Here is a 23,135-nt window from a genome sequence, read left to right on the forward strand (position 1 = left end):
ATAGCCGTATCAAGCAGCTTGAAGCGCGCGAGGAAGAGCGACAGGAGATCGCACGCGGACCGGTTGGCGCTGACGGCAGCAGGCCTACCCCCAAATCCTCCGCGCCGCTGACGCGCGCATGGGGTTCAGGTCGTATACCCGGCACCGCACCCAAGGCGCCCTCTATGGGGCTTGACGCCTTCCCTTCCCTACCAGGATCGACCTCCTCCAGCTCGAGTAGCAGCCACACCACGCCTGGGTCCATGCCACCGATAGTCTCCCCCACGCCCAGCACATCCACGCCCATGGCTCCTATTCCCGTCCCACGACCGACCTCCGTACAGAGTGGTGGCGGCTCGACCACCCCAACAACACCTGTGGGGTTGGTACCAACAGGCTCCTCATTCTCGCCGCCCGTCCAGACCGGTGGCCCCAGCCGACCAACCGCGCATGCCATGCCCCCCGTCCCCCCCCAGCCCAAGCGGGGTGGTGGCGGGCCCAGCTCCAGCAGCAAGCCAGGTTCTGGGGGTAAATCCGGCGGCGGCACGCCGCCTACTGGGGGTGGTACGGGTGTATAGGCAGGTGTGATGAGCGCTATCCCTTAAGCGGATGAAACCAGCCAGGTATGGTGGCAGGTTGGTGAAGGCCAGCAGCGCAGGCTCAGTCCATGGATCGCTTGGGCAGCGCAAAGAAGAAGCTCGCGCCCTGCCCTGGAGAGCTGCTAGCCCAGATGCGGCCACCGTGCAGCGCTATAATGCGGGCGCACAGCGCCAACCCTATGCCGGTGCCCGGGAACTCACTGCTCTTGTGCAAACGCTGGAACAGCACAAACAGCTTGTCGGCGTGCGAGGGGTCAAAACCAGCGCCATTGTCGTAGACCTCGATCACCCATTCCTGGCTGCTGGCCTCGCTATGGTCGCGGATGCCGACCACCGGGTCGGTTTGCCGGGCAGAGTACTTCATCGCATTATCGAGCAGGTTCTGCAGGACTTCGCGCAGCAAGATGCGATCAGCCTCAAGCTCGGGCAAGGTGCCAACTTGCCAGCTGATCTTCGCAGCCGCATCGACATTCAGTTCGGCCCGAATCTCATCGACCAGGACATTCAGTGCAAACCGGCTGACATTGAGTGCGGCACTACCCAGCCTGGCCACCGACCAGAGCCCCTGTATCATGTCGTTCATGCGCTCAAGCGCCCGCTGCGAGCGTTCCAGCCACTGGCGGGACGGATCCCCATCCGGCATGGCCTCGCCAACCATTTCCAGATAGCTACTGGCCTGCCGCAATGGCGCCCGCAAGTCATGCGCAATGGCATGGCCAAAGCTCTCAAGCTCGCCCAACGCCTCGCGCAGTGCGCGGGTGCGCAGCTCAACCTTCTGCTCCAGTTCCACATTCAACCTGCCCAGTTGCTCCTGGGCATAATGCAGTGCATTGATATTGAGTATCACGCCGTCCAGCCAGACCAACTGGTCCTTCGCGTCATAGCAGCCCTGCCCCTGCTCCATCACCCACATGATCTGGCCATCCTTGTGCTGAAGCCGATACTCAACCCGGTAGGGCAGCCTGTCCTCCAGCGCGTTCTGTATCTGCCGCCACAGCAGGTCGCGGTCGTCGACATGGACTACTGCATTGAAGCTGATGGCGCCCGTACCAATGAAGGCCGATGCCGGATAGCCGGTGAGCCCTTCCACCGCATCGCTGATGTAGTGCATGGTCCAGTCAGTATCATTGGCGCAGCGGTACACGATGCCGGGCAGATTGCTGACCAGGGTCCGATAGCGGGACTCCCTTTCGGCCAGGTCATCATGAAGTTTCAGTATGTCGTTGAAATGCCTACGGCCACGGCGATGGGCCAGTGCCAGGATCACCGTGGCGATCACCAGTTCGATCAGCAAGGTCGTTATTGCAATATTGCGCAGGGTAGTGAACGAGGCCTCAATCTGCCTGACGATAGGCCCCAATGGCAGGCTATTGACCAAGACCCAATCTGCGCCCTCGATACGCGCGACAAACCACACCCGGTCAGCCTGGGTGACCCGGACAAACCCCTGCCTGGCAAGACCCTGCTGGCGCGCCTGCTGAATCGCCGCAGCCCAGGCGGGGTCGCCAAGCTGGCCTAACCTCAGCTGCCCCTTTGCCCGCAGTATTTCCTCGCCATATTGGTCCGATGCCACGATGCTGTCCTGGCCGCTCAAGAGGACAAAGCGGCTACCCTCCTGCTGCCGCAGTTGCTGTGTCTGCAGCAGCAGGTTGGCCAGCGGCATGTCATGGCCCACCGAACCATACCAAGCGCCACGCCAGTACAGCGGCGCCACAACGCTGGTCATCCAGATACGGGGTACCGGGTCAAAAGCCAGGGCAGTCCAATAGGATTTACGCTGCGGGTTCTGTGCCGGTTCAGTCGGCAAGAACCACTCGGTGGCGCGGTAGTCGAAATCCGCTGCCGGTTGCTCCACCCAGCCCGGCTCGCTCGGCCAGAAAATCACCTCGCCGCCGTGCTTGGGCAAAATCCAGGTGTTGACGAAAGCCTTGCCGACCGTAGCCTGCCCAAACAGGCTGGTGAAGTGCACGCTGCGGACAAAGAACTCGCGGCTGGCGGCGTCTGGCTGCAGATACTTGGGCAGCACGGCAGCGGCATCGCGCTGTGGATCCATGCTGGCCAGGCGAGAACGGTAAGTGCCATCCGGCCGCTTTTCAAAAAGCGTATCGAATGCCCCGGCGGCCTGAGGATCGGTGCGATCCAGCTGGCGCTCCAGCTCCCGCGCGAAGCGCTCTATCGAGCCTCGCGTATCGCCCAGATCGTGCGCCATGCTGGCAGCCACCCGTTGTGCAGTCTGCTCATGCCGCTGCACGATCTGCTCAAGCCGCTCGGACAACAAGGCCTGCTGCTCTCGCTGCGCCGTCACAAACAGGACGAGAAATACCACCGCGCCCAGCAAAGCCGGCACGTAAAGCGGTAGCACAGCCCGGTAGCGCGGCCTGTCGTCAGTCGTCATGATCCACTTCCGGATCCCTCGTTCTAATCACTATAGCTGCCGGCCGCGTTGCAAACTGCCATCTGCCGCCATGCGGTGCGCCAGGCAAGTCAGCAATAAAAAAGGCGGGACATCGTCCCGCCCCTGCTTGAGCGCTTGCCGTAATGCCTGGCGGCTATCTCGGCGCCGGATCTTCTCGGCCTTGTCGTGCACACCCCCGCCACCGCGCTGGCTGGCGGCCAGCGCAATGGGGTTACGAGGCTTGGGTACTTTCAGTTTGATCTTCATGCTGTCATCGTCTCCAGATTCAATTGATACAACCTTGCTTCACAGGCCCGCTGCGCCTGCTTTTTACTCAAAAAACGCGGCACTTCGCTCCCTGCCGCAAAACAGAACTGCCTGGGCAGGTCGGTGTAGATCGAGCGTGGGGGCTGGCGCAGGACTATGCCCTTCAACGACAGGCACGAAGCCGGGCTGTGATAAAACATCCGTCGCAGCCCCAACTCCTCCCGTACAAACCAGATGGTTGCCGCGAGCATGGCCTCTGCCCACAGCTTGCGGTAGCGACCAAGCGCAAACTCGGCGTAGGCACGTATGGTTTCTTCACTTGCGTCCGTACCCTGCACCAGCCTGGGGTTCAACGCCGCAGCAGCGACATTGCGCAGCCAATCTGTCTGAACCTCTTCTATCAGTACCTCACCAGATGCCATATCCACGTCCAGTCGGGACCACGCCAGCGTATTGCGGCCCACCCTGTTGATAGGATGGCTGCGGGTACCAAATGGCAGGCAGTGCTCCCGTGGTCTAACCAGGCGCTGGTAGATTGCATCGTGGCCACGGTCAAAATTGAGCTGCAAAACCAGATTCGCGCCGCCACGGGTGGTCTGTGCGCCATCCCATAACCCCAGGCTCAGGGTAAAGGCCAATGCTGCCGGGTCGCCGTCCGCAGCCAGTACATCTGCCGTACATAGCCGCTTGCTGCCAGCCTGCGCCAGCCACTGCCTGATCCTGGGCTTCTGCAAAAGGCCCGCGTAAGCACTCCGCTTGATCGCCGCAATGCTTACTCCTGAGCCGACTAGGTGTTTGAGCAGCAGCCAGGCATAACGGTCTGGGTAATAATTGAAAATCGTCCTGCCCTCAGGCAGGCAGCCGATGATCTCCTCGGCATATTGTCTGTTCATAGACAGCTTCCCTCTGCCGCCTTTCTGGCGGCGCAATCTTGTATGGATGTGCGTGTTCGGGTTGGGCTGTCACTTGCATGGCGTACTCCTGGTCTAGCGGAAATCTTGTGGGGGATGGCGCACAAAGGCCGAGCACAGCCAGCCGATCGCAACAGCGATGGCATCTGGCAAGTGCAGCAGCACGCAATAGGCGCATGAAAAAACCCCGGACATGGCCGGGGCTTTGCGGGCGACCGGCGTGAAGGCTGTACCCTTCACGCCAATGGCGGTATGGGTCAGCGGATTAAGCGGAGATACATGGCAACAGACATCGGTGATTCTCCTTTCCTGACTGAGAGTGAGTTGAACAAGTTCTGCCTTTTTAAACCAGGCGGGCCTGCGCGGTCAAGTGCAGGCTGACAGGCCAGGGATAGGCTGATTGATTCCCCGGAGCCGCGGAATCAATCAGCCTGTCCTTAACGCTGCAGCGGCACTGCCAATACCTGGGTGGGCTTGAGGCTGGCTGCATCCTTCAGGCTGCCATCGGTTTGGTATCGCCCGACAAAGGAATTGGCAATCACATACAGCTTATCCCCCACCAAGGTGCCCGTGGTCGGCTCATCCAGCGCAGGGTGGTGATGCGACTGTAGTACAGTCATATCGGTGATGCTGCGGCCATCGGCGGCAAGCGCCACGCGTATCACCCGCCCTGGGTTGGTGCTGTTCTGCACCCCAAACAGCGCCTGGTCACGCCAGTAAAGCCCGTCTATCCCGCCAGTCATGACCGTATCAGGCTGCGGCATACGCATCGCTTCGCCTGTCGTCGCATCCACCCGGGCAATACCGGTGGAGAGGGTCACATACAAGGCATTCCCCTGGCCTACCGCCAACCCATTGGCGCCACGCAAGCTCCCCTTCTCGCCAAAACGTGCCAGCCCTGCTTCGCCCGGTTTCAGTCGCCAGAGCGAGCCTTCGGCCGAATCGCTGACATACACGCTACCGTCATCGGCAACCGCAACATCGTTGAACTGCAGTGCATCCGCCCCCTCCAGCCTACCCTGCAATTTGCCAGTGCGCAGATCGTAGCGCAGTACCGCATTGCGGCGCGCCAACTTGCTGCTGTCCTCAAAGCCATTGGTACTCACGGCATAGAGCACGCCCCGTGCGGCATCCACCGCCAAGCCCAGCACGGCATCCAGCTTATCGGTCTTGCGCGAGAAATCCTTGGTTCGCCCCTTGGCGTCCACCACCACGATCTTGTGCTGGGCCACACTCCCCAGAAAGAAGCGCTTGCCGCGTGCATCATAAGCAATACCCTCGGGTATCAGTTTGGGGTCTGGCAGGCTCAAGCCGACTGGCGCATCTGGCGTGCGCGGCTCATCCGCTGCCAGCTCCTGCCGCACAGCCTGGAAATCGGCATCCGCCCATAGCGCATCAAACCCCAGGCCGGGCGAGGGCACCAAACCCAGCTTACGGCCCTTCAGCGCCCGCAGCTCCGCCAGCGCCGCAGCCTTGTCGCCCAGGCTGGCAAGCGTCATGGCTTGGTAATACGCCAGCAAGCCATCACCGGGCCGCTCTGCCCGCAGTGCCTGCACACGGGCCAAGCGTGCCTTCAGAGCCGCCTGCGGGTCATCTTCTGCCTGGGCGGGCGCCCCAAGGGCAAGGCATAGCAAGCTGCAAATCCAGAGGCGTGAAGCGGGCATGGCGGGCTCCTGAAAAGTAGTCGGCCACTATAGTAGTGCCACGCCACCTGCGTCGATGCTGGGCAGCAGCAAGGTGCCAATAAGCAACAGGCAGCAAAGCCAGGCAGGCTTCTCGCTACCTTACATAGCGTTAAAGCACGTTAATCCACCTGCACTTATATTTGTGGGAATATAACTAGGCATGCCATATGCCACCGCCAAGCCTTGCTGTAAGCCACGGCGCGCAGCATCATGCACCCCATTACACCTGCCACTGAGCCTTAAAACGCGCCATCAACGGTACAAACATACACATGAACCCATCCACGATACAGATCATAGGCGCAGCGCTGTTTGCCATCGCCCTGATACATACCTTCTCCACCAAGTTCTTCGAGCGCCTGGCCCGTAGCCGGCCGCAGCATGCCGGCATCTGGCATCTGCTGGGCGAGGTGGAGGTGGTTTTCGGGTTCTGGGCCATGGTGCTGATGCTGGCGATGTTCTTCCTGCAGGGCAAGGATGTCGCAACAGCCTATATCGACTCGCGCAATTTCACCGAGCCCTTGTTCGTTTTCGCCATCATGGTCATCGCCGGTACTCGCCCCATATTGCAGTTGGCCAATTGGCTGGTCGAAGCCCTGGCCAGGCTGATCCCGCTGCAGACGAAACTGGCGCATTACTTTCTGGTACTCGCACTGGTTCCCTTGCTGGGCTCCTTCATCACCGAACCTGCCGCCATGACACTGGCTGCGCTGGTACTGCGTGATCGCTATCTGGGTGCCGGTGTCAGCAACCGCTTCAAGTACGCCACCCTGGGGGTACTGTTCGTCAACATCTCCATAGGCGGCACCCTGACACCCTTTGCAGCACCGCCTGTTCTGATGGTGGCGGCCACCTGGAACTGGGATATCGCCTTCATGATCACGACCTTTGGCTGGAAAGCCGCTGTCGCCGTCGTGTTCAACGCCGTTGCGGTGACTACCCTGCTGCGCAAGGAGTTGCTGGGACTCCAGCCAAGCAGCACAGGTGCTACGACACACCCTGTCCCCCTTGCGTTGATCGCCGTGCATCTGCTGTTCATGGTCGGGGTCGTAGTATTCGCCCATCACCCTGCCGTCTTCATGGGGCTGTTCCTGTTCTTCCTTGGGGTGGCCCACGCTTACGAACGCCATCAGGACAAGCTGATCCTGCGCGAAGGCTTGCTGGTGGCCTTCTTTCTGGCTGGCCTGGTGGTATTGGGTGGCCAGCAGCAGTGGTGGCTGCAGCCCGTACTCCTGAGCATGAATGCCGATGCCGTCTACTTCGGCGCCACCGCACTGACCGCCGTGACCGACAATGCCGCCCTGACCTATCTGGGCTCGCTGGTAGAAGGGCTGTCCGACGAGTTCAAGTACGCCCTGGTAGCCGGTGCCGTCACCGGTGGCGGCCTGACCATCATCGCCAACGCGCCCAACCCGGCGGGTATCGCCATCCTGCGCGACAAGTTCGACGACGGCGCAGTGCATCCATTAGGGCTGCTGGCCGCCGCACTCCCGCCCACCCTGGTGGCCATGCTGGCCTTCAAGCTGCTGTAGCGGGCTTCCCGCAACCTCAGCTTCCAAGCAATGCCGTATCGCAGCGAATTGCGGTAGCTACGAAAGTGGGGTTGCTGAGCGCCCTCGGCAGGAGTGGTACCGTGTTGATCATCAACCCCGGGACACTCCCTTCACCGGCTGGCGCGGTATCAAGCATGGCCTATATTGCAATGCCGGGCACGGCAACACTGCCCGGCATTGCTTTTTCCCATTCAGGAGTATTGCCATGCTGAAGATAACGCTGCCGCATACCGCCATAGCTGTGGCCGCAATTACCCTTGCCGCCATCACGGCACATGCTGCAAGCGAGTGGTATTTCTACGTCCAGAACAACACCAAGACCAAGATAGTGAAGCTGCAGGTATCCGAGACCAAGAAGGATTGGGGCGACTTTGACATAGGCAGCGGAATCGGCCCCGGCAAGAAGGAACGCATGGAATGGGACGAGAGCACCGATACCGAAGGTTGCGACCAGTGGATACGGGCCAAGTTTGCCGATGGCAGCTATAGCGAACCCAGCAAGTTCAATTTCTGCAAGAACCTGGACGACCCCATAGAGTTCGACGATTGACTCCCCCCGCAAAACCCTGGCTCGCCAGGGTTTCATCCTTCCAGCGTAAGCCACACCACGCTACGCGCTCCCAGATTCTCCCTCCCGGCTACTAGCCACCAGAATAGTCGGCAGTACCGTCCGGCTGGTGTAAAATTACATTTCCACAAATGCAAATAGACTTGGATGCATGGACCGGCATCGTTCCAAGCCATTCCCGTGCCCACAAGCGCATCTGAGCAGCAGATAGCACGACACCCAAGGGAGAAACAACATGTTGACCATCGCCATTCCAACCTTGAACGAGGCCGCCAACATCGGGTCGGTTGTCAGATTCGCCAAAGCCCACCCGTCCGTCCGGGAAGTCATTGTGGTGGATGATGGTTCGATTGATGACACGGTGCGCCTGGCCACCGAAGCGGGGGCAAATGTCATCACCAGCACCTTGCTGGGGAAGGGCCCATCCATGCGTGATGCGCTATCAGTCGCGCAGACAGACTTCATCCTCTATCTGGATGGCGACATGCGCAGGCTGGATGCCTCGCTGATCGACCGCATGCTGTCTCCACTTGAACGAGGGGCAGACTTCGTCAAGGCCAGCTTCGCCCGATCCGCAGGTCGCGTCACCGAACTCACTGCACGCCCCCTGCTGCGCACCTTCTTTCCGGAACTCAGCCAGTTCAGCCAGCCACTGGGCGGTATCATCGCGGCCCGCACCGAACTATTGCGGCGGCTCAGGTTCGAAGATGACTTCGGCGTGGATATCGGCCTGCTCATTGACGCCCATTTCCTGGGCGCACTGGTGGTAGAGGTGGATGTCGGCACGGTAGAGCACGACAGCAAGCCACTGGCCAGCCTGGGTAATATGGCCATGCAGGTCAGCCGCGCCATCCTGCGCCGCGCAGAGCTGGTCGGCAGGCTGCAAGCCGACAAACTGGCCGAGACCATGGAGCACGAGCGCCAGCTCGGTGCGGAACTGGACGGCATCGCTTCCAGCATCGACGCTGGCGGCAAGCTAGCCCTGTTTGATATGGACGGCACCTTGCTGCAGGGGCGCTTCATCCAGGCCCTGGCTCAGCGTGCCGGCTTTGAGCAGGCGCTGCTCCCCCTGCTGGACAATGGCATTCTGGATGCCGCTACCCGCTCCCAGGCCATCGCAGCCTTGCTCAAGGGCCTGCCCCAGCAGACATTCATCGACGTGGCAAAATCCATTCCCTTGCAGGAAGGCGCGGTAGAGGCCGTGATACAGCTGCGCAAGATGGGTTATCGCGTCGGCATCGTCTCGGACAGCTACTACATCGCCGCAGAAATCATCCGCAAGCGTGTCTTTGCCGATTTTGCCGTCGCCCATGTGCTGAACTTCGCCCAAGGCGAAGCCACTGGCGAGCTGCGAGTCAACGAACTGTTTGCGCATTCATCCGGCTGCGCTAGCCACGTGATTTGTAAGCGCAATGTCTTGCAGCATCTGGAAGATTTCGCCGATCAGCCTTTTGGCCACACCCTGATGGTGGGTGACGGCGACAACGATCTCTGCCTGATCAAGGCTGCCGATGCCGGCTTTGCCTACCGTACCCGCTCCCCACGGCTCAGCGCCAGCGCCACACCGCTAACTGATCTGAGGGAGATCAGCGCGCACATCAGCCGTGAGTGCGCCCTGCTCCACTGAAAGGCACAGGCCGAAACCCGCCTATCGTTGTAGCACGCACCCAAAGCAAACAGGCCGCTATGCGGCCTGTTTGCTTTACCAAGCATTGCCTGATCAATAAATATTGAAAATGAAGTACTTGCGCTGAATTTCCTGGTAAACACCATTCTCCAGAATGGTCGCCAGCGCCGTATTCAAGCGTGACTTCAGTGCGGTATTGCCCTTACGTAGCGCAATGCCCTGGCCCTCGCCAAAGAACTTGGGGTCAACCACCGACGAGCCCACCAGCTCAAAACCCTGGCCCTTGGGTGTCTGCAGGAAGCCATAGTAACCGGCCACAACGTCGTCCATCACCATGTCGACCTCGTTTCGGCTCAGGCCGTCGTACATCTCGTCTGCATTCTTGTAGCGGGTAATAGGCGAAGTAGCCGAATACTTGGCCGTGAGGTAGCGGTCATAGGTGGTATCGGCCTGCACACCTATCTTCAACTTAGCAACACGCTTGGGCGTGATGAACACATAGGGAACCCGCTTGTTCTTGGCAAAGAAGAAAGCCGGTGTATTGGCGTAGCGGTCAGTAAAATCAACCTGCTTCTTGCGCTCTTCCGTGATGGACATCATGGCCACCGCCGCGTCCACCTTCTTCTCCTGCAGTGCTGGGATCAAGTCATCCCAGTCCACCTTGACCAGCTTGCACTCCACCTTCATCTCCTTGCACAGCGCCAGGGAGATATCGATGTCGAAACCCTTGAGATTGCCCTTGGCGTCTACGTCAGAAAAAGGCGGATACTTGCCTTCGATGGCAATGCGCACTTCTTCGGCCTGTGCGGTAGAGAAAATCGCCAGCAACAAGACCGGCAAGAGCAAACGTAAGCTTTTCATGATTTCGGTACCCCCTTATGCAATGCACCATCCGAGTGTGGGCGCAAGGGCCGAAGCCTACGCCTAGCTGACAATACGAACAACCTTCCCCCTGCATTTGTCGCAATGCAACAATAGCGATGTTGTAGAACGCGAACATGGCCGCTTGCCGCAGCACCGCGACGCGCTACAATCGCCGATATGCTCAGCGAACGCGCCCAAATACTGCTAAAGACCCTGGTCGAGCGCTATATCGCCGAAGGCCAGCCGGTTGGTTCCCGTACCCTATCCAAGTACTCGGGTCTGGAATTGTCACCGGCATCCATTCGCAATGTGATGTCCGACCTGGAAGAACTGGGGCTGATCATCAGCCCGCATACCTCGGCGGGACGCATCCCGACACCGCTGGGCTATCGTCTGTTCGTCGATACCCTGCTCACCATCCAACCATTGGAGCAACTTCAGATACGGGAGTTGCAAGGACAGCTGCAGCCCGACAACCCTACCCGTGCCGTGGCAGCCGCGTCCACCTTGCTGTCGCAGTTGACCGAGTTCGCCGGCGTAGTCATGTCTCCCAAGCGGCGAGGCATCCCATTGGCCCAGGTGGAATTTGTCCGCCTGGCCGAAAAACGCATCCTGCTGATCCTGGTCACTGCCGATGGCGATGTGCAGAACCGCATCCTGCTAACCGAACGCGACCATTCCGCTAGCGAGCTGATTGAAGCCACCAATTTCCTCAACCAGCATTGCGTGGGCAAGACACTGGAAGAAGTACGCGACGCCGTCTATCAGGATCTCCGCAATCTGCAGGGCAATATCTCCGCCCTGATGAATGCGGCAGTCGAGGCCGGCAGCCAGGCTATGGCGGAGGACTCCACGCCCATGGTGATCACCGGTGAAAGCAACCTACTGCGGGTAGACGAGCTGTCAGGCAATGTCGAGCGACTGCGCCAGCTGTTCCGGGTATTCGAGGAGAAAACCGCCTTGCTGCAGCTACTGGATCACGGCCAGCATGCTGCCGGCGTGCAGATATTCATCGGCCAGGAAGCCGGTATTTCCTCGCTGGACGAATGCTCGGTCGTCACCGCCCCCTACAAGGTCAACGGCCAGATCGTCGGCACACTGGGCGTCATCGGCCCTACCCGCATGGCCTATGAGCGGGTGATACCCATCGTTGATATCACTGCGCGGCTGCTGTCTTCCGCGCTCTCGCACCACAACTGAGCCTGTCAGCCCGTCGCGCTACCGCGATAGGCTGGCATGCCGTGCCGCACACCCACCGGATACCCTGTTTTGATCCTACGTTCGCTGCTGCTCTCCCTCGCCGCCATCGCCTGCCTAGCCGACGATGCGCCGCTCCCATCCGCCCCCGAGGCCACGCCCGCCTATTGGGAACGGCCCGATGTGCAGGCCTTCATCGACGAAATGGCCACCCAGCACGGCTTCGACCGCGCCGCGCTGGTCCAACAGTTCGCCCAGATCGCACACAAGCCCAACATCTTGGCCGTGCTGGATAAGCCTTCCACCAGTCGCCCTTACCACGCCTTTCGCCCCGACTTCGTCAACGATACCCGCCTGCGCCTGGGCGTAGCCTATTGGCAGGCCAATGCCCCGCTGCTGCAAGCGGTGTCCGATCAATACGGCGTAGAGCCCGAATACCTGGTCGCCATACTCGGCGTAGAAACCCTCTGGGGCCGCAATACCGGCAGCTTCCGCGTCATGGATGCGCTCGGTACCATCGCCTTCGACTACCCACGGCGTGCCGATTTTTTCCGCAAGGAACTACGCGAGTTCCTGCTGCTGGCGCGCGATGAGCAGGCCGACCCCTTTGAATTCAAGGGCAGCTACGCTGGCGCCATGGGTGCTCCCCAGTTCATGCCGTCCAGCTTCCACGCCTATGCTGCAGACTGGGACAAAGACGGACGCCACGATATCTGGAACAACCAGGGCGATATCCTGGCCAGCGTGGCCAATTACTTCGTCCAGCATGGCTGGCAACGCGGCGAGCCACTGCTGGTGCCTGCTACGGTGGAGGGCGACGGCTACGCCCCGCTGGTCGCAGACAAGTTCAACCTGCACTACAAGGTCAGCGAACTGGCGGCCTTTGGCGTACGCCCCGCCGAACCGCTTAATGGCGACCCCCTGGCCGTACTTGCGCCGCTCGAACACGAGCCTGGCGTAACTCGCTACTGGCTCGGCCTGGCCAACTTCTACGCCATCACCCGCTACAACCGCAGCACCCATTACGCCATGGCGGTACACGAGTTGGCCCAGCGCATCAAGGCTGCCTATCACGATCCCAGTCTGCTGCCCAAGGTCGAAGCGCCTAAGCGCAAGCCAGCCAAGCCCAAAAAGAGATCCGGCAAGCGCCGTAAATAGCGCGGCCACAGGCTCTTACGACAAACCGATTACCAAGCCGCATCCGGGTCAGCTAGCCGACAGCGCACCTGACCCGCTCATGCAACCATCAGGAAAATGATATCTGCACCGCCTAGGGTCTATGCTGATAGACAAGGCGCCGGGCAGGAGGAAAGCAGCGCCCATACACCGGTCAACAATAAACAGCTCCAATGTCATTACGTACGTTGTTGCAGCGCATACCGCCTAGCCTCTACTACGTCCTGATCGCAGCGGCGTGGATCGCCTTTTCCGATCGCCTGCTCCAGACCCTGATCAGCTCGCCCACCCTCATCGCGACACTGCAGACCTTCAAGGGCTGGTTCTTCGTCCTGCTCACCGGCGCCGCCCTGCACTGGCTGATACATCGCAGCCGAGCCAGCAACCGCCTGGCCCATCACCGCATACAGGCCCTGGCTGGATTCTATCAAGCCGTCTCCAAGGTAGGCGATGCCGCTATGCGGGCAGAGCATAGCGAACCGCTTTACCAGGCCGTCTGCGAGGCCGTCGTCAGCAATCCAGGGATACGCGTCACCGCCGTCACCCGTATTGACCCCGATAAAAAACTTCTCCACAGCTGCTACAGCCTGGGCGAGGCCGCCGACATCTATGCAGAACCGCTGTCGATGGACCCCGCCAGTGCCCGCGCCGCACCGGTTTCCCTGCGTGCCATCCAGTCAGGCAGACCCTTCATCTGCAACGACATAGACAAAGACTACGCCTTTGCCCTGCAGCGGGAGCTGTACCGGGATCATCAACTCAACGCTTTTGCCGCCTTTCCCCTGTTTGAGGAAGGGCGCATAGTCGGCACCCTCACCGTCGCCAGCCAGCATGTGGGCTATTTTGATGCCGAACTGGTCGAGGTCATCACCCGTCTGGCCGACGCGGTCTCCTTCGGTCTGGGCCACCTGCGCCGCCTTCGCCGGCTCAGGCTGATGGACAGACTGATCGAACGCGCCAACGACGGCGTCATCGTCACCGACCCCACCGGTGTCATACGCGCCGTCAACCCCCGCTTTTGCGAGATCACCGGCTATACGGTGGATGAAATACTGGGGCAGACCCCTCGCGTGCTGCAGTCAGGCCGCCAAAGCGCGCAGTTCTACCGCGACATGTGGCAAAGGCTCACCCAGCAAGGCCATTGGCGTGGCGAGATATGGAACCGCCGCCGTAATGGCGAGATCTACCCCGAATGGCTGACCATTTCGTCGGTCAAGAACGAACGTGGCGAGACCGAAAACTACCTCGCCGTATTCAGCGACCTCAGCGAGCGCATCGAGTCCGAGCAACGGATACGCGAACTCACCGCAGTCGATACCCTAACCGGCGTACTCAACGCCGAGGTCTTCCGCGCCCGCCTAGCGGAATTCCTGCGGGATACCCGCCAGCAAAAGCAACGCGCCCTGGTGGCCGTGCTCAACCTCAATCGCCTGCGGGTGATCAATCAGGTGTATGGCCGCGAAAAAGGCGACCGCATACTCAGCGAGATAGGAGAACGCCTGCGCTCCCTGCAGCTAAGCAATTCCCTGATGGGCAGGCTGGGCGGCGACGAATTCGGTATCGCCGTAAGCGGTCTGCACACACTGGAAGATGTGATGCGCATCGCAAGGCGGATAGGCGGCTGCTTCAACGCCCTTTTCGTGGTGGATGCCGACACCCTGCTGATACGGCCCAGCATCGGTGCCGCCTGCTTCCCCGAGCACGGCGAAGACACCGTCAATATCCTGGCCCATGCCACCGCCGCCATGCAGCGCTGCAAGCGCGAGGCACTTGACACCGTTCGGCTCTATACGCCCGACCTATCCCACGAGGTCAATGCCCCATTTGAACTTGAACAGGACCTGCGCCGCGCCATCGACAACGGCGAGCTCTGGCTGTCCTTCCAACCCCAGGTCGATATCCGCGACGGCCGGCCCATAGGCATGGAAACCCTGCTGCGCTGGAACCACCCCAGCCTGGGGCCAATTTCCCCAGCCAAGTTCATCCCGGTCGCCGAAGAGTCCGGCCTCATCCTGCCCATAGGCGAATGGATATTGTTTGAGGCATGCCGCCAGGCCGCACTCTGGAACCAAGGCCGGACCCAGCCGCTACGAGTCGCCGTCAACGTCTCGGCCGTACAGTTCCAGCGCCAGAACTGGCCCAGGCTGGTCGAGAAAGCCCTCATCGCCAGCGGCCTGGAACCCACCTGCCTGGAACTGGAGGTCACCGAAAGCGTGGTGATGCAGCATATCGACGCCGTCGCCATGCGGCTCCGCGCCCTCAAGGCCCTGGGCGTCCAACTGGCCATCGACGACTTCGGGACAGGCTACTCCTCCCTGGCCTACCTCAAGCGCCTGCCCATAGACCGGCTCAAGATAGACCAAAGCTTTGTTCGGGGCCTGCCCGGTGACGCAGGCGACACCGCCATCACCCGCGCCATCGTCGGCCTGGCTGCCAGCCTGGGTTTCCAGACCATTGCCGAGGGAGTGGAAACGCTGGAGCAGGCAACCGTACTAAGCCGCATGGGCTGCCCAGAAGCACAAGGCTGGCACTACGCCAAAGCCATGCCCGCCAAAGACTTCAGTGCCTGGCTGGAAAAACAGGACCAGCGCATCACCACCAGCAATTAACCCTCGCGGCAAGTCCTCCTGTCTCCCACTACGGTTTCCATCAGCACACGCAACGGCCGGCATGGCGTCGGCGTATAATCATTCGCTTCGCCGAACCCACCCCATCCGCCGCTCGCCATGCCGCACTTGCTGCCCATACCGCCGCTGCCACCCGCCGGCCAACGCACCCGACTCGTATTGCCTGCCGGCTCCAGCGATGCCAGCTTGCTCGCAGCGATGGCGGAACAGGTCAAACCCCTGGCCCTACTGGCAGCCGATGCCCAGACGGCAGCAAGGCTGAAGGACGAGATTGCTTGGTTTGCGCCCGGCAAGAACGTCGTCCTCCTGCCCGACTGGGAGACCCTGCCCTACGACAGCTTCTCGCCGCACCATGATCTGATCTCCGAACGGCTGGCCACGCTGTGGCAGATACGCCAGCAACAGGCCGACGTCATCATCGTCCCGGTACAGACCGCGCTGATGCCACTGCCACCGGTCGAATACCTCACCGCCTACAGCTTCTTCCTCAAAGCCAAGACCCGGCTGGATGTGGAGAAACTCCGCAGCGACCTGGCCTTCGCCGGCTACAGCCATGTCACCCAGGTCTATGGCCCCGGTGAATTCTCCATCCGAGGCGGCTTGATCGACCTCTTCCCCATGGGCTCCACCCTGCCCTACCGGCTGGACCTGTTCGATTCCGACATCGAAACCATCCGTACCTTTGATGTCGATACCCAGCGCAGCATCTATCCGGTGCCCGAGATACGCCTGCTGCCCGCGCGTGAATTCCCGCTCGACGACAACGGCCGCGCCAAGTTCCGCTCACGTTTTCGCGAGGTATTCGAAGGTGACCCCAGCAAGTCGCGCGTCTACAAGGATATCTCCAGCGGCCTGATCCCCCCCGGCGTCGAGTACTACCTGCCGCTGTTCTTCGACCAGACCGCCACCCTGTTTGACTACCTGCCCGCAGATACCCTGCTGGCACAGCATGGCGACCTGATGCAGGCCTGCGACCGCTTCTGGGCCGATACCCAGAGCCGCTACAAGATGCTGGCCGGCGACCGCGACCGCCCCCTGCTGCCGCCCAATGAATTGTTCATCGGCACCGACCGCTTCTTCGCCCTGATGAAGCCCTACCGGCGGCTAGAACTCAGCGCCGAAGCCCCAGCGGTAGAGGACGCGCGCGAAACCGCCTGGCGCGAAGCCAGCCGAGGCCTGCCCGATCTGCGGGTAGACCGCCGGGCCGACAACCCCATCCAGAAACTGGCTGACTTTGTCGATGGCTTCGATGGCCGCGTCGTCCTGCTGGCCGAATCCCTGGGCCGCCGCGAGACCCTGCACCAATACTTTGCCGAATACGGCCTCAGCGTCGCCGTAGCCGAAACCTGGCAGGACTGCCTCGCCAGCACTGAAAGAGTACTGCTGGGCGTCTCGCCCCTGGCGGCAGGCTTTATCGTCAGCGGCATGGCCGTGATAACCGAGGCCGACTTGTACGGCCACAGCAGCACCCTCAGCCGCCGCAAGGCACAGAAGCGCAGCAACGCCGAAGGCATGCTGCGCGACCTGTCCGAACTCAAGGTCGGCGACCCGGTCGTGCACGAACAACACGGCATAGGCCGCTACATGGGCCTGGTCAGCATGGATCTAGGCGAGGGCGTCACCGAGATGCTGCTGCTGGAATACGCCGGCAGCGACAAGCTCTATGTCCCCGTCGCCCAGTTGCACCTGATCAGCCGCTATGCCGGCGGTGCCGAAGACAGCGCACCGCTGCACAAGCTGGGTTCAGGTCAATGGGAGAAAGCCAAGCGCAAGGCCGCCGAACAGGTACGCGATACCGCCGCCGAACTGCTCAACCTCTACGCCCGCCGCGCCGCCCGCGAGGGCTACGCCTTTGGCTTCAAGCCGCACGATTACGAAGCCTTTGCCGACGGTTTCGGCTTTGAGGAAACCGCCGACCAGGCCGGCGCCATCGAAGCCGTGATCGCCGACATGACCAGCGGCAAGCCCATGGACAGGCTCATCTGCGGCGATGTGGGCTTCGGCAAGACCGAAGTCGCCCTGCGGGCCGCCTACGTGGCCGTGGCAGACGGCAAGCAGGTCGCCGTGCTGGTCCCCACCACCTTGCTGGCCGAGCAGCACTTCCAGAATTTCTCCGACCGCTTTGCCGACCTGCCAGTAAGGGTGGCCGAACTCAGCCGCTTCCGCTCCAAGAAAGAAGTCGATGCCGCCGTAGCCGGGATGGAGTCAGGCAGCATCGACATCGTCATTGGCACCCACAAGCTGGTGCAGGACGGCATCAAGTTCAAGAACCTCGGCCTCGTCATCATCGACGAAGAACACCGCTTCGGCGTCCGCCACAAAGAGCAGCTCAAGGCGCTGCGCAGCGAAGTGGATGTACTCACGCTGACCGCCACCCCCATCCCGCGCACCCTCGCCATGTCGCTGGAGGGGCTGCGCGACTTCTCCGTCATCGCCACCGCCCCCAGCCGCCGGCTGGCCATCAAGACCTTTGTCGCCAACTGGAGCGACGGCGTCATCCGCGAAGCCGTCCTGCGCGAACTCAAGCGCGGCGGCCAGGTGTTCTTCCTGCATAACGAGGTGGACACCATCATCAATATGCACGAGAAGCTCGCCGCCCTGCTGCCCGAAGCCCGCATCGGCGTCGCCCACGGCCAGATGCGCGAACGCGATCTGGAACAGGTGATGCGCGACTTCAACCAGCAGCGCTTCAACCTGCTGCTGTGCACCACCATCATCGAAACCGGTATCGACATTCCCAATGCCAATACCATCATCATGAACCGCGCCGACAAGTTCGGCCTGGCCCAGCTGCACCAGATGCGCGGTCGTGTCGGCCGCTCCCATCACCAGGCCTACGCCTACCTGCTGGTCCCCGACATCAAAGCCCTGACAGCCTCCGCGCAAAAGCGCCTGGAAGCCATCCAGCAGATGGAAGAACTGGGCTCCGGCTTCTATCTCGCCATGCACGACCTGGAAATCCGTGGCGCAGGCGAAGTGCTGGGCGACGACCAATCCGGCGAGATGCAGGAAATCGGCTTCTCGCTGTATTCCGCCATGCTCAACGAAGCCGTCAAAGCGCTCAAGAAAGGGGTGGAGCCCGATCTCAACGCCCCGCTGGGCGTCGCGACCGAAATCAACCTGCACAGCCCCGCCCTGCTGCCCAATGACTACTGCCCCGATGTGCACGAACGGCTGGTCATCTACAAGCGCCTGGCCAACTGCGAAACCAACGACGAGCTGGACGACATGCAACAGGAGCTGATCGACCGCTTCGGCCTGCTGCCGCCGCCAGCCAAGATCCTGCTCGATTGCCACCGCCTGCGCCTGGTGGCCAAGCCCATGGGCGTGCTCAAGCTCGATGCCTCCGAGATCGCCATCTCGGTACAGTTTGCCGCCCAGAACACCCTGGACCCCATGAAGGTCATGAAACTGATACAGACCAAGCGTAACTACAAACTGGCCGGCCCAGACCGCCTGCGGGTAGAAAGCGCCCTGCCCGATCCCGCCATCAGGGCAGTGCGGGTAAAGGAGCTGCTGGCCGAACTCAGCTGACAGCTAAACACCGGCCCCGACGCCGTCCCTACAACATGCGTGCAACACAGGCATGCGAGCCTAGTTCAATCAAAACAAGCACTTCGCGCCGGGTGGGAAAAACAACAATCCGCCACCCGAGCCAGTGCTTGTATGCCCCCATGTTTTTGACCACAATCAAATCAAACCGGAGGACGTAATGACAGCAGTACCGGCCCTCAGCCTGCCCATGACGGGCGACCAGATTTTCGACACGGCCCAACTGGCCGGCACCCCCTACGTTCTCTATTTCTACCCCAAGGACAACACCCCAGGCTGCACCACCGAGGGCGGTGATTTCCGCGATCACCACGCCGCCTTCCAGGCCGCCGGCACCCAGGTGTTCGGCGCCAGCCGCGACAGCCTCAAGTCGCACGAGAACTTCAAGGCCAAGATGGCCTTCCCCTTCGAGTTGGTATCCGACCCCGAAGAGCAGCTATGCGAAGCCTTCGGCGTAATGAAGATGAAGAACATGTACGGCAAGCAAGTGCGCGGCATAGAGCGCAGCACCTTTGTCGTCGATGGTAAGGGACAGATTGTGAAGGAATGGCGCGGCGTGAAGGTGCCGGGCCATGTGAGCGATGTGCTAGCTTTCGTGCAAACGATGAAATGACCGAAACGCCCGTCCCCATGACGGGCGTTTTGCTTTGTGGAGCCGGATGAGCGCCACAAACAAAACCTAGCGTAACATTGCTGGCCAAGCGTGCAGCAGGCGTACGCGGCAGACCGTCCAGGCAGCACGGCCGGTTCACACCGCAACGCCAGCCGGGTTTTGTCAGTGGCAGCGATTTGGTACCGGTTCTCGCGACGTCGGCCACAAGCCGACCTATCACCTAGCCCGAGGAAAATATGGCCGCAGCCCGTAAAGCCAAAACCACCAAGCTCTTTGTGCTGGATACCAATGTACTGATGCACGACCCCACCAGTCTGTTCCGCTTCGAGGAACACGACGTCTGCCTCCCCATGGTCACCCTCGAAGAACTCGACGGCCACAAAAAAGGCATGAGCGAAGTCGCCCGCAATGCCCGCCAGGCCAGCCGATTCCTGGACGACATCGTCAGCGGCAAGGAAGGCGAGATCAACCAGGGCGTCTCCCTGAAAGACCCCTCCAAGGGCATGGCCACCGGCAGCCTGTTCCTGCAGACCCAGGCCACCCGCATCGAACTACCTGCTGACCTGCCCGTCGGCAAGGCCGACAACCAGATACTCACCGTCGTCATGCAACTGGCGCAGCAGCATGCCAAGCGCGAAGTCGTGCTGGTGTCCAAAGACATCAACATGCGCATCAAGGCCCGCGCCCTGGGTCTGGCGGCAGAAGACTACTTCAACGACCAGGTGCTGGAAGACACCGACCTGCTCTACACCGGCGTACGCGAGATAGACCAAGGCTTCTGGGAGAAAAACGGCAAGGACATGAAAAGCTGGCAGGAAGGTGGCCGCGCCTACTACCAGCTCAAGGGCAACGACTGCGCCAGCCTGCTGCTCAACCAGATGGTCTGGCAGGAAGCCGAGAAACCCTTCCTCGCCATGGTCAGGTCGGTCGAAGGCAAGACCGCCGTACTGGAGTCACTCAAGGACTACAGCCACCCCAAGAACGCCATCTGGGGCATTACCGCCCGCAATCGCGAACAGAACTTCGCCATCAACCTGCTGATGAACCCCGATATCGACTTCGTCACCCTGCTGGGCCAGGCCGGTACCGGCAAGACCCTGCTGACGCTGGCATCGGCCCTGATGATGACGCTGGAGGAAAAACGCTACACCGAGATCATCATGACCCGCGTCACCGTGCCGGTAGGAGAGGATATCGGCTTCCTGCCCGGCACCGAAGAAGAAAAGATGGCCCCCTGGATGGGCGCCCTCGAAGACAACCTGGACGTACTGAACCAGACCGATGGCGAGTCCGGCGAATGGGGCCGAGCCGCCACCCGCGACCTGATACGGTCACGCATCAAGATCAAATCGCTCAACTTCATGCGCGGCCGCACCTTCCTCAACAAATTTCTCATCATCGACGAAGCGCAGAACCTCACCCCCAAGCAGATGAAGACCCTGATCACCCGTGCCGGCCCCGGCACCAAGGTAGTCTGCCTGGGCAATATCGCCCAGATCGACACCCCCTACCTGACCGAAGGCTCTTCCGGCCTCACCTACGTGGTGGATCGCTTCAAGGGCTGGGGCCATTCCGGCCACATCACCCTGCAGCGGGGCGAACGCTCGCGCCTGGCCGACCACGCCGCCGAAGTACTGTAACCTCCCCCGTCCTGGCCAGCCTACCCATCAGGCTGGCCCAGGGCAGACCCATCCCACCAAACCGCCCGGCCATCGCAGCAAGCCGGGCGTTTTTTCATCGCCATTGGCCATACGGCAGCTAAAATGATGGCAGACCAACGAGGCGAACCGCATGACCATCATTGCCGTATTCAATCAGAAGGGTGGCGTAGGCAAGACCACCACCACCGCCAACCTGGCCGCCGCCATGGCCCGCAACGGCTTGGCGCCATTGGTGATCGACCTGGACCCGCAGGCCCACCTCACCAGCATGTCCGGCCTCACCCCCAAGGCCAGTCGCACGGTCTATAGCTTCTACCAGAACCAGACGCCCCTGTCCGAGCTGGTGACCGAGCTGGGCAACCAGGTCAACCTCATTCCCTCGCACATGGAACTGGCCAAGGTCGACATGATGCTGACCCAGAACCGGCGCGACTTGCGGCGGCTCAAGAAAGCCATGGCAGACGAAATGCTGGCCGATAGCGATACACCGGTCCTGATCGACTGTTGCCCCATGATCGGCGTACTGTCGCTCTCAGCGCTGATGGCTGCAGATGTCGTACTGGTACCCGTCACCGCCGAATACCTCGCGATGAACGGCGCCCAGCAACTCGACCAGACCTTGAAAGGCCTGGCCACCAAAGGCCTCTATCGCCCGCGCAAGGTATTCATCAACCGCTACCAGCGCGGCCACCCCACCTCCGAAAAAGTCTCTCACGAACTGACCCGCCGCTACGGCAAGGACTTCTGCCGCACCCGCGTGTTCGAGAGCCAAAGCATACTCGAAGGCGTAGGCAGCAATCAGGACGTCTTCAGTTTCGCCCCCGATTCAGAAAGTGCCGAGGACTTCAGCTACCTGTTGGACGAACTGATCGAATCCGGCTTCATCAAGGTGAGTTTGTGATAGTACGCATCCTGTTCGCACTCAGTCTCATGGCCTCGGCCCTGGCGGCCGACGTGGACAAGCTATGGGACTACGACAAACCAGCGGTATCGGAAACCCGTTTCCGCAAAGCCCTGGAACAAGCCCAGCAGGCCGGCGACGCCGCAACGGCAGGCGAACTCATCACCCAGATCGCCCGTGCACAAGGCCTTCAGGGCAACTTCCAGGCCGGTAATCTCACGCTCGACAGCGTACTGCCCACCATGGGCCAGTTGCCACCCACCGTCAGTGTGCGCTACCTGCTGGAACGTGGCCGCCTGATCAACTCAGCCGGCGAGCCCAAAAAAGCCTGGCGCTGGTTCCGCAATGCCCTCTCCCTGGCACAGCGCCACAACCTCGACTTCTACACCATCGACGCCCTGCATATGCTGGGCATCGTCGATAGCGGCAAGGCCACGCTCGAATGGAACCAGCAAGCCATCCAGCTGGCCGAGAAGAGCAGCGACACGCGCGCGAAAGACTGGCTGGGCTCGCTCTACAACAACCAGGGCTGGACCTACCACGACCAGAAAGACCTGCCCAAGGCGCTCGACTACCTGCGCAAGGCCCAAGCCTGGCACGAAGCGCACGGCAGCGGCAAAACACTGCTGGTAGCCCGCTGGAGCGTAGCCAAGGTACTGCGCGAAAGCGGCGAAGTGGAACGCGCCCTGACCATCCTGCTAGACCTGGAACGGGCCTGGCAGCGCCAGGGCGAGGAAGACGGCTACGTCTACGAGGAAATCGGCGAGAACCTGCTACTGACCGGCCGCCGCGACGAAGCCCGCAACTACTTCGCCCGCGCCCTAGCCGTGCTGTCCAAGGACGAATGGCTGGTCAAGGCCGAACCAGCACGCATGCAACGGCTGCGCCAGCTGTCGCAGTAGCACCATGCCATACCGCAAGCCCCCAGCAACCTTGATACCGGTGGCGTCCGCAGGTAGA

Annotated in this window: 16 protein-coding genes; 11 read left to right on the forward strand and 5 right to left on the reverse strand. The window is 61.2% G+C overall.

Features of this window, described 5'->3' with window-relative positions:
* Positions 1–639 precede the first annotated feature (639 nt).
* From QQK16_RS09025 to QQK16_RS09040, 4 genes are all read right to left on the reverse strand, one after another.
* On the reverse strand, positions 640–2,973 hold the full coding sequence (locus QQK16_RS09025) for an ATP-binding protein (protein ID WP_284196123.1): 2,334 nt from the start codon (positions 2,971–2,973) through the stop codon (positions 640–642).
* A 30-nt stretch (positions 2,974–3,003) separates the two neighbouring features.
* A complete protein-coding gene (locus QQK16_RS09030) occupies positions 3,004–3,240 on the reverse strand; it encodes a hypothetical protein (protein ID WP_284196124.1) in 237 nt (78 codons plus the stop codon).
* Entirely contained in the window at positions 3,237–4,133 is an 897-nt protein-coding gene (locus QQK16_RS09035; RefSeq protein WP_284196125.1) for a hypothetical protein, read from the reverse strand. The genes QQK16_RS09030 and QQK16_RS09035 overlap by 4 nt, the downstream gene beginning before the upstream one ends.
* Before the next feature lie 455 nt (positions 4,134–4,588).
* Positions 4,589–5,815: an SMP-30/gluconolactonase/LRE family protein gene (locus tag QQK16_RS09040; RefSeq protein WP_284196126.1), complete on the reverse strand. Its 1,227-nt coding sequence runs from the start codon at positions 5,813–5,815 to the stop codon at positions 4,589–4,591.
* A 293-nt stretch (positions 5,816–6,108) separates the two neighbouring features.
* On the opposite strand from QQK16_RS09040, the gene QQK16_RS09045 reads away from it, so the two are divergent.
* The 3 genes from QQK16_RS09045 (at position 6,109) to QQK16_RS09055 (ending at position 9,584) form a co-directional block, all read left to right on the forward strand.
* A complete protein-coding gene (locus QQK16_RS09045; protein WP_284196127.1) occupies positions 6,109–7,368 on the forward strand; it encodes a putative Na+/H+ antiporter in 1,260 nt (419 codons plus the stop codon).
* 226 nt (positions 7,369–7,594) lie between these two features.
* A complete protein-coding gene (locus QQK16_RS09050; RefSeq protein WP_284196128.1) occupies positions 7,595–7,939 on the forward strand; it encodes a hypothetical protein in 345 nt (114 codons plus the stop codon).
* A 253-nt stretch (positions 7,940–8,192) separates the two neighbouring features.
* On the forward strand, positions 8,193–9,584 hold the full coding sequence (locus tag QQK16_RS09055) for an HAD-IB family phosphatase (RefSeq protein ID WP_284196129.1): 1,392 nt from the start codon (positions 8,193–8,195) through the stop codon (positions 9,582–9,584).
* Positions 9,585–9,677: 93 nt separating this feature from the next.
* Here the strand turns inward: QQK16_RS09055 and QQK16_RS09060 are convergent, their stop codons facing one another.
* Positions 9,678–10,445, reverse strand: coding sequence for a transporter substrate-binding domain-containing protein (locus QQK16_RS09060; protein ID WP_284196130.1), 768 nt, complete (start codon positions 10,443–10,445; stop codon positions 9,678–9,680).
* Positions 10,446–10,625: 180 nt separating this feature from the next.
* On the opposite strand from QQK16_RS09060, the gene hrcA reads away from it, so the two are divergent.
* The 8 genes from hrcA (at position 10,626) to QQK16_RS09100 (ending at position 23,077) form a co-directional block, all read left to right on the forward strand.
* The gene (gene hrcA / locus QQK16_RS09065) at positions 10,626–11,648 is read left to right on the forward strand and encodes a heat-inducible transcriptional repressor HrcA (protein WP_284196131.1); all 1,023 of its coding nucleotides are present in this window, start codon (positions 10,626–10,628) and stop codon (positions 11,646–11,648) included.
* A 69-nt stretch (positions 11,649–11,717) separates the two neighbouring features.
* Positions 11,718–12,803: a lytic murein transglycosylase B gene (mltB, locus tag QQK16_RS09070; protein WP_284196132.1), complete on the forward strand. Its 1,086-nt coding sequence runs from the start codon at positions 11,718–11,720 to the stop codon at positions 12,801–12,803.
* Between the two features lie 191 nt (positions 12,804–12,994).
* A complete protein-coding gene (locus QQK16_RS09075; RefSeq protein WP_284196133.1) occupies positions 12,995–15,430 on the forward strand; it encodes a putative bifunctional diguanylate cyclase/phosphodiesterase in 2,436 nt (811 codons plus the stop codon).
* A 117-nt stretch (positions 15,431–15,547) separates the two neighbouring features.
* Positions 15,548–18,982, forward strand: a complete 3,435-nt coding sequence (mfd, locus tag QQK16_RS09080) for a transcription-repair coupling factor (RefSeq protein ID WP_284196134.1) — start codon at positions 15,548–15,550, stop codon at positions 18,980–18,982.
* Between the two features lie 178 nt (positions 18,983–19,160).
* The gene (locus QQK16_RS09085) at positions 19,161–19,613 is read left to right on the forward strand and encodes a peroxiredoxin (protein ID WP_284196135.1); all 453 of its coding nucleotides are present in this window, start codon (positions 19,161–19,163) and stop codon (positions 19,611–19,613) included.
* Positions 19,614–19,849: 236 nt separating this feature from the next.
* The gene (locus QQK16_RS09090; protein WP_284196136.1) at positions 19,850–21,253 is read left to right on the forward strand and encodes a PhoH family protein; all 1,404 of its coding nucleotides are present in this window, start codon (positions 19,850–19,852) and stop codon (positions 21,251–21,253) included.
* 151 nt (positions 21,254–21,404) lie between these two features.
* Positions 21,405–22,175, forward strand: a complete 771-nt coding sequence (locus tag QQK16_RS09095) for a ParA family protein (protein WP_284196137.1) — start codon at positions 21,405–21,407, stop codon at positions 22,173–22,175.
* Complete coding sequence (locus QQK16_RS09100) at positions 22,172–23,077, forward strand: tetratricopeptide repeat protein (RefSeq protein WP_284196138.1); 906 nt, start codon at positions 22,172–22,174, stop codon at positions 23,075–23,077. Before QQK16_RS09095 ends, QQK16_RS09100 begins: the two co-directional genes overlap by 4 nt.
* The last annotated feature ends 58 nt before the right edge of the window (positions 23,078–23,135 follow it).

This window comes from Chitinimonas prasina (assembly GCF_030160395.1).
Lineage (GTDB): Bacteria > Pseudomonadota > Gammaproteobacteria > Burkholderiales > Chitinimonadaceae > Chitinimonas > Chitinimonas prasina.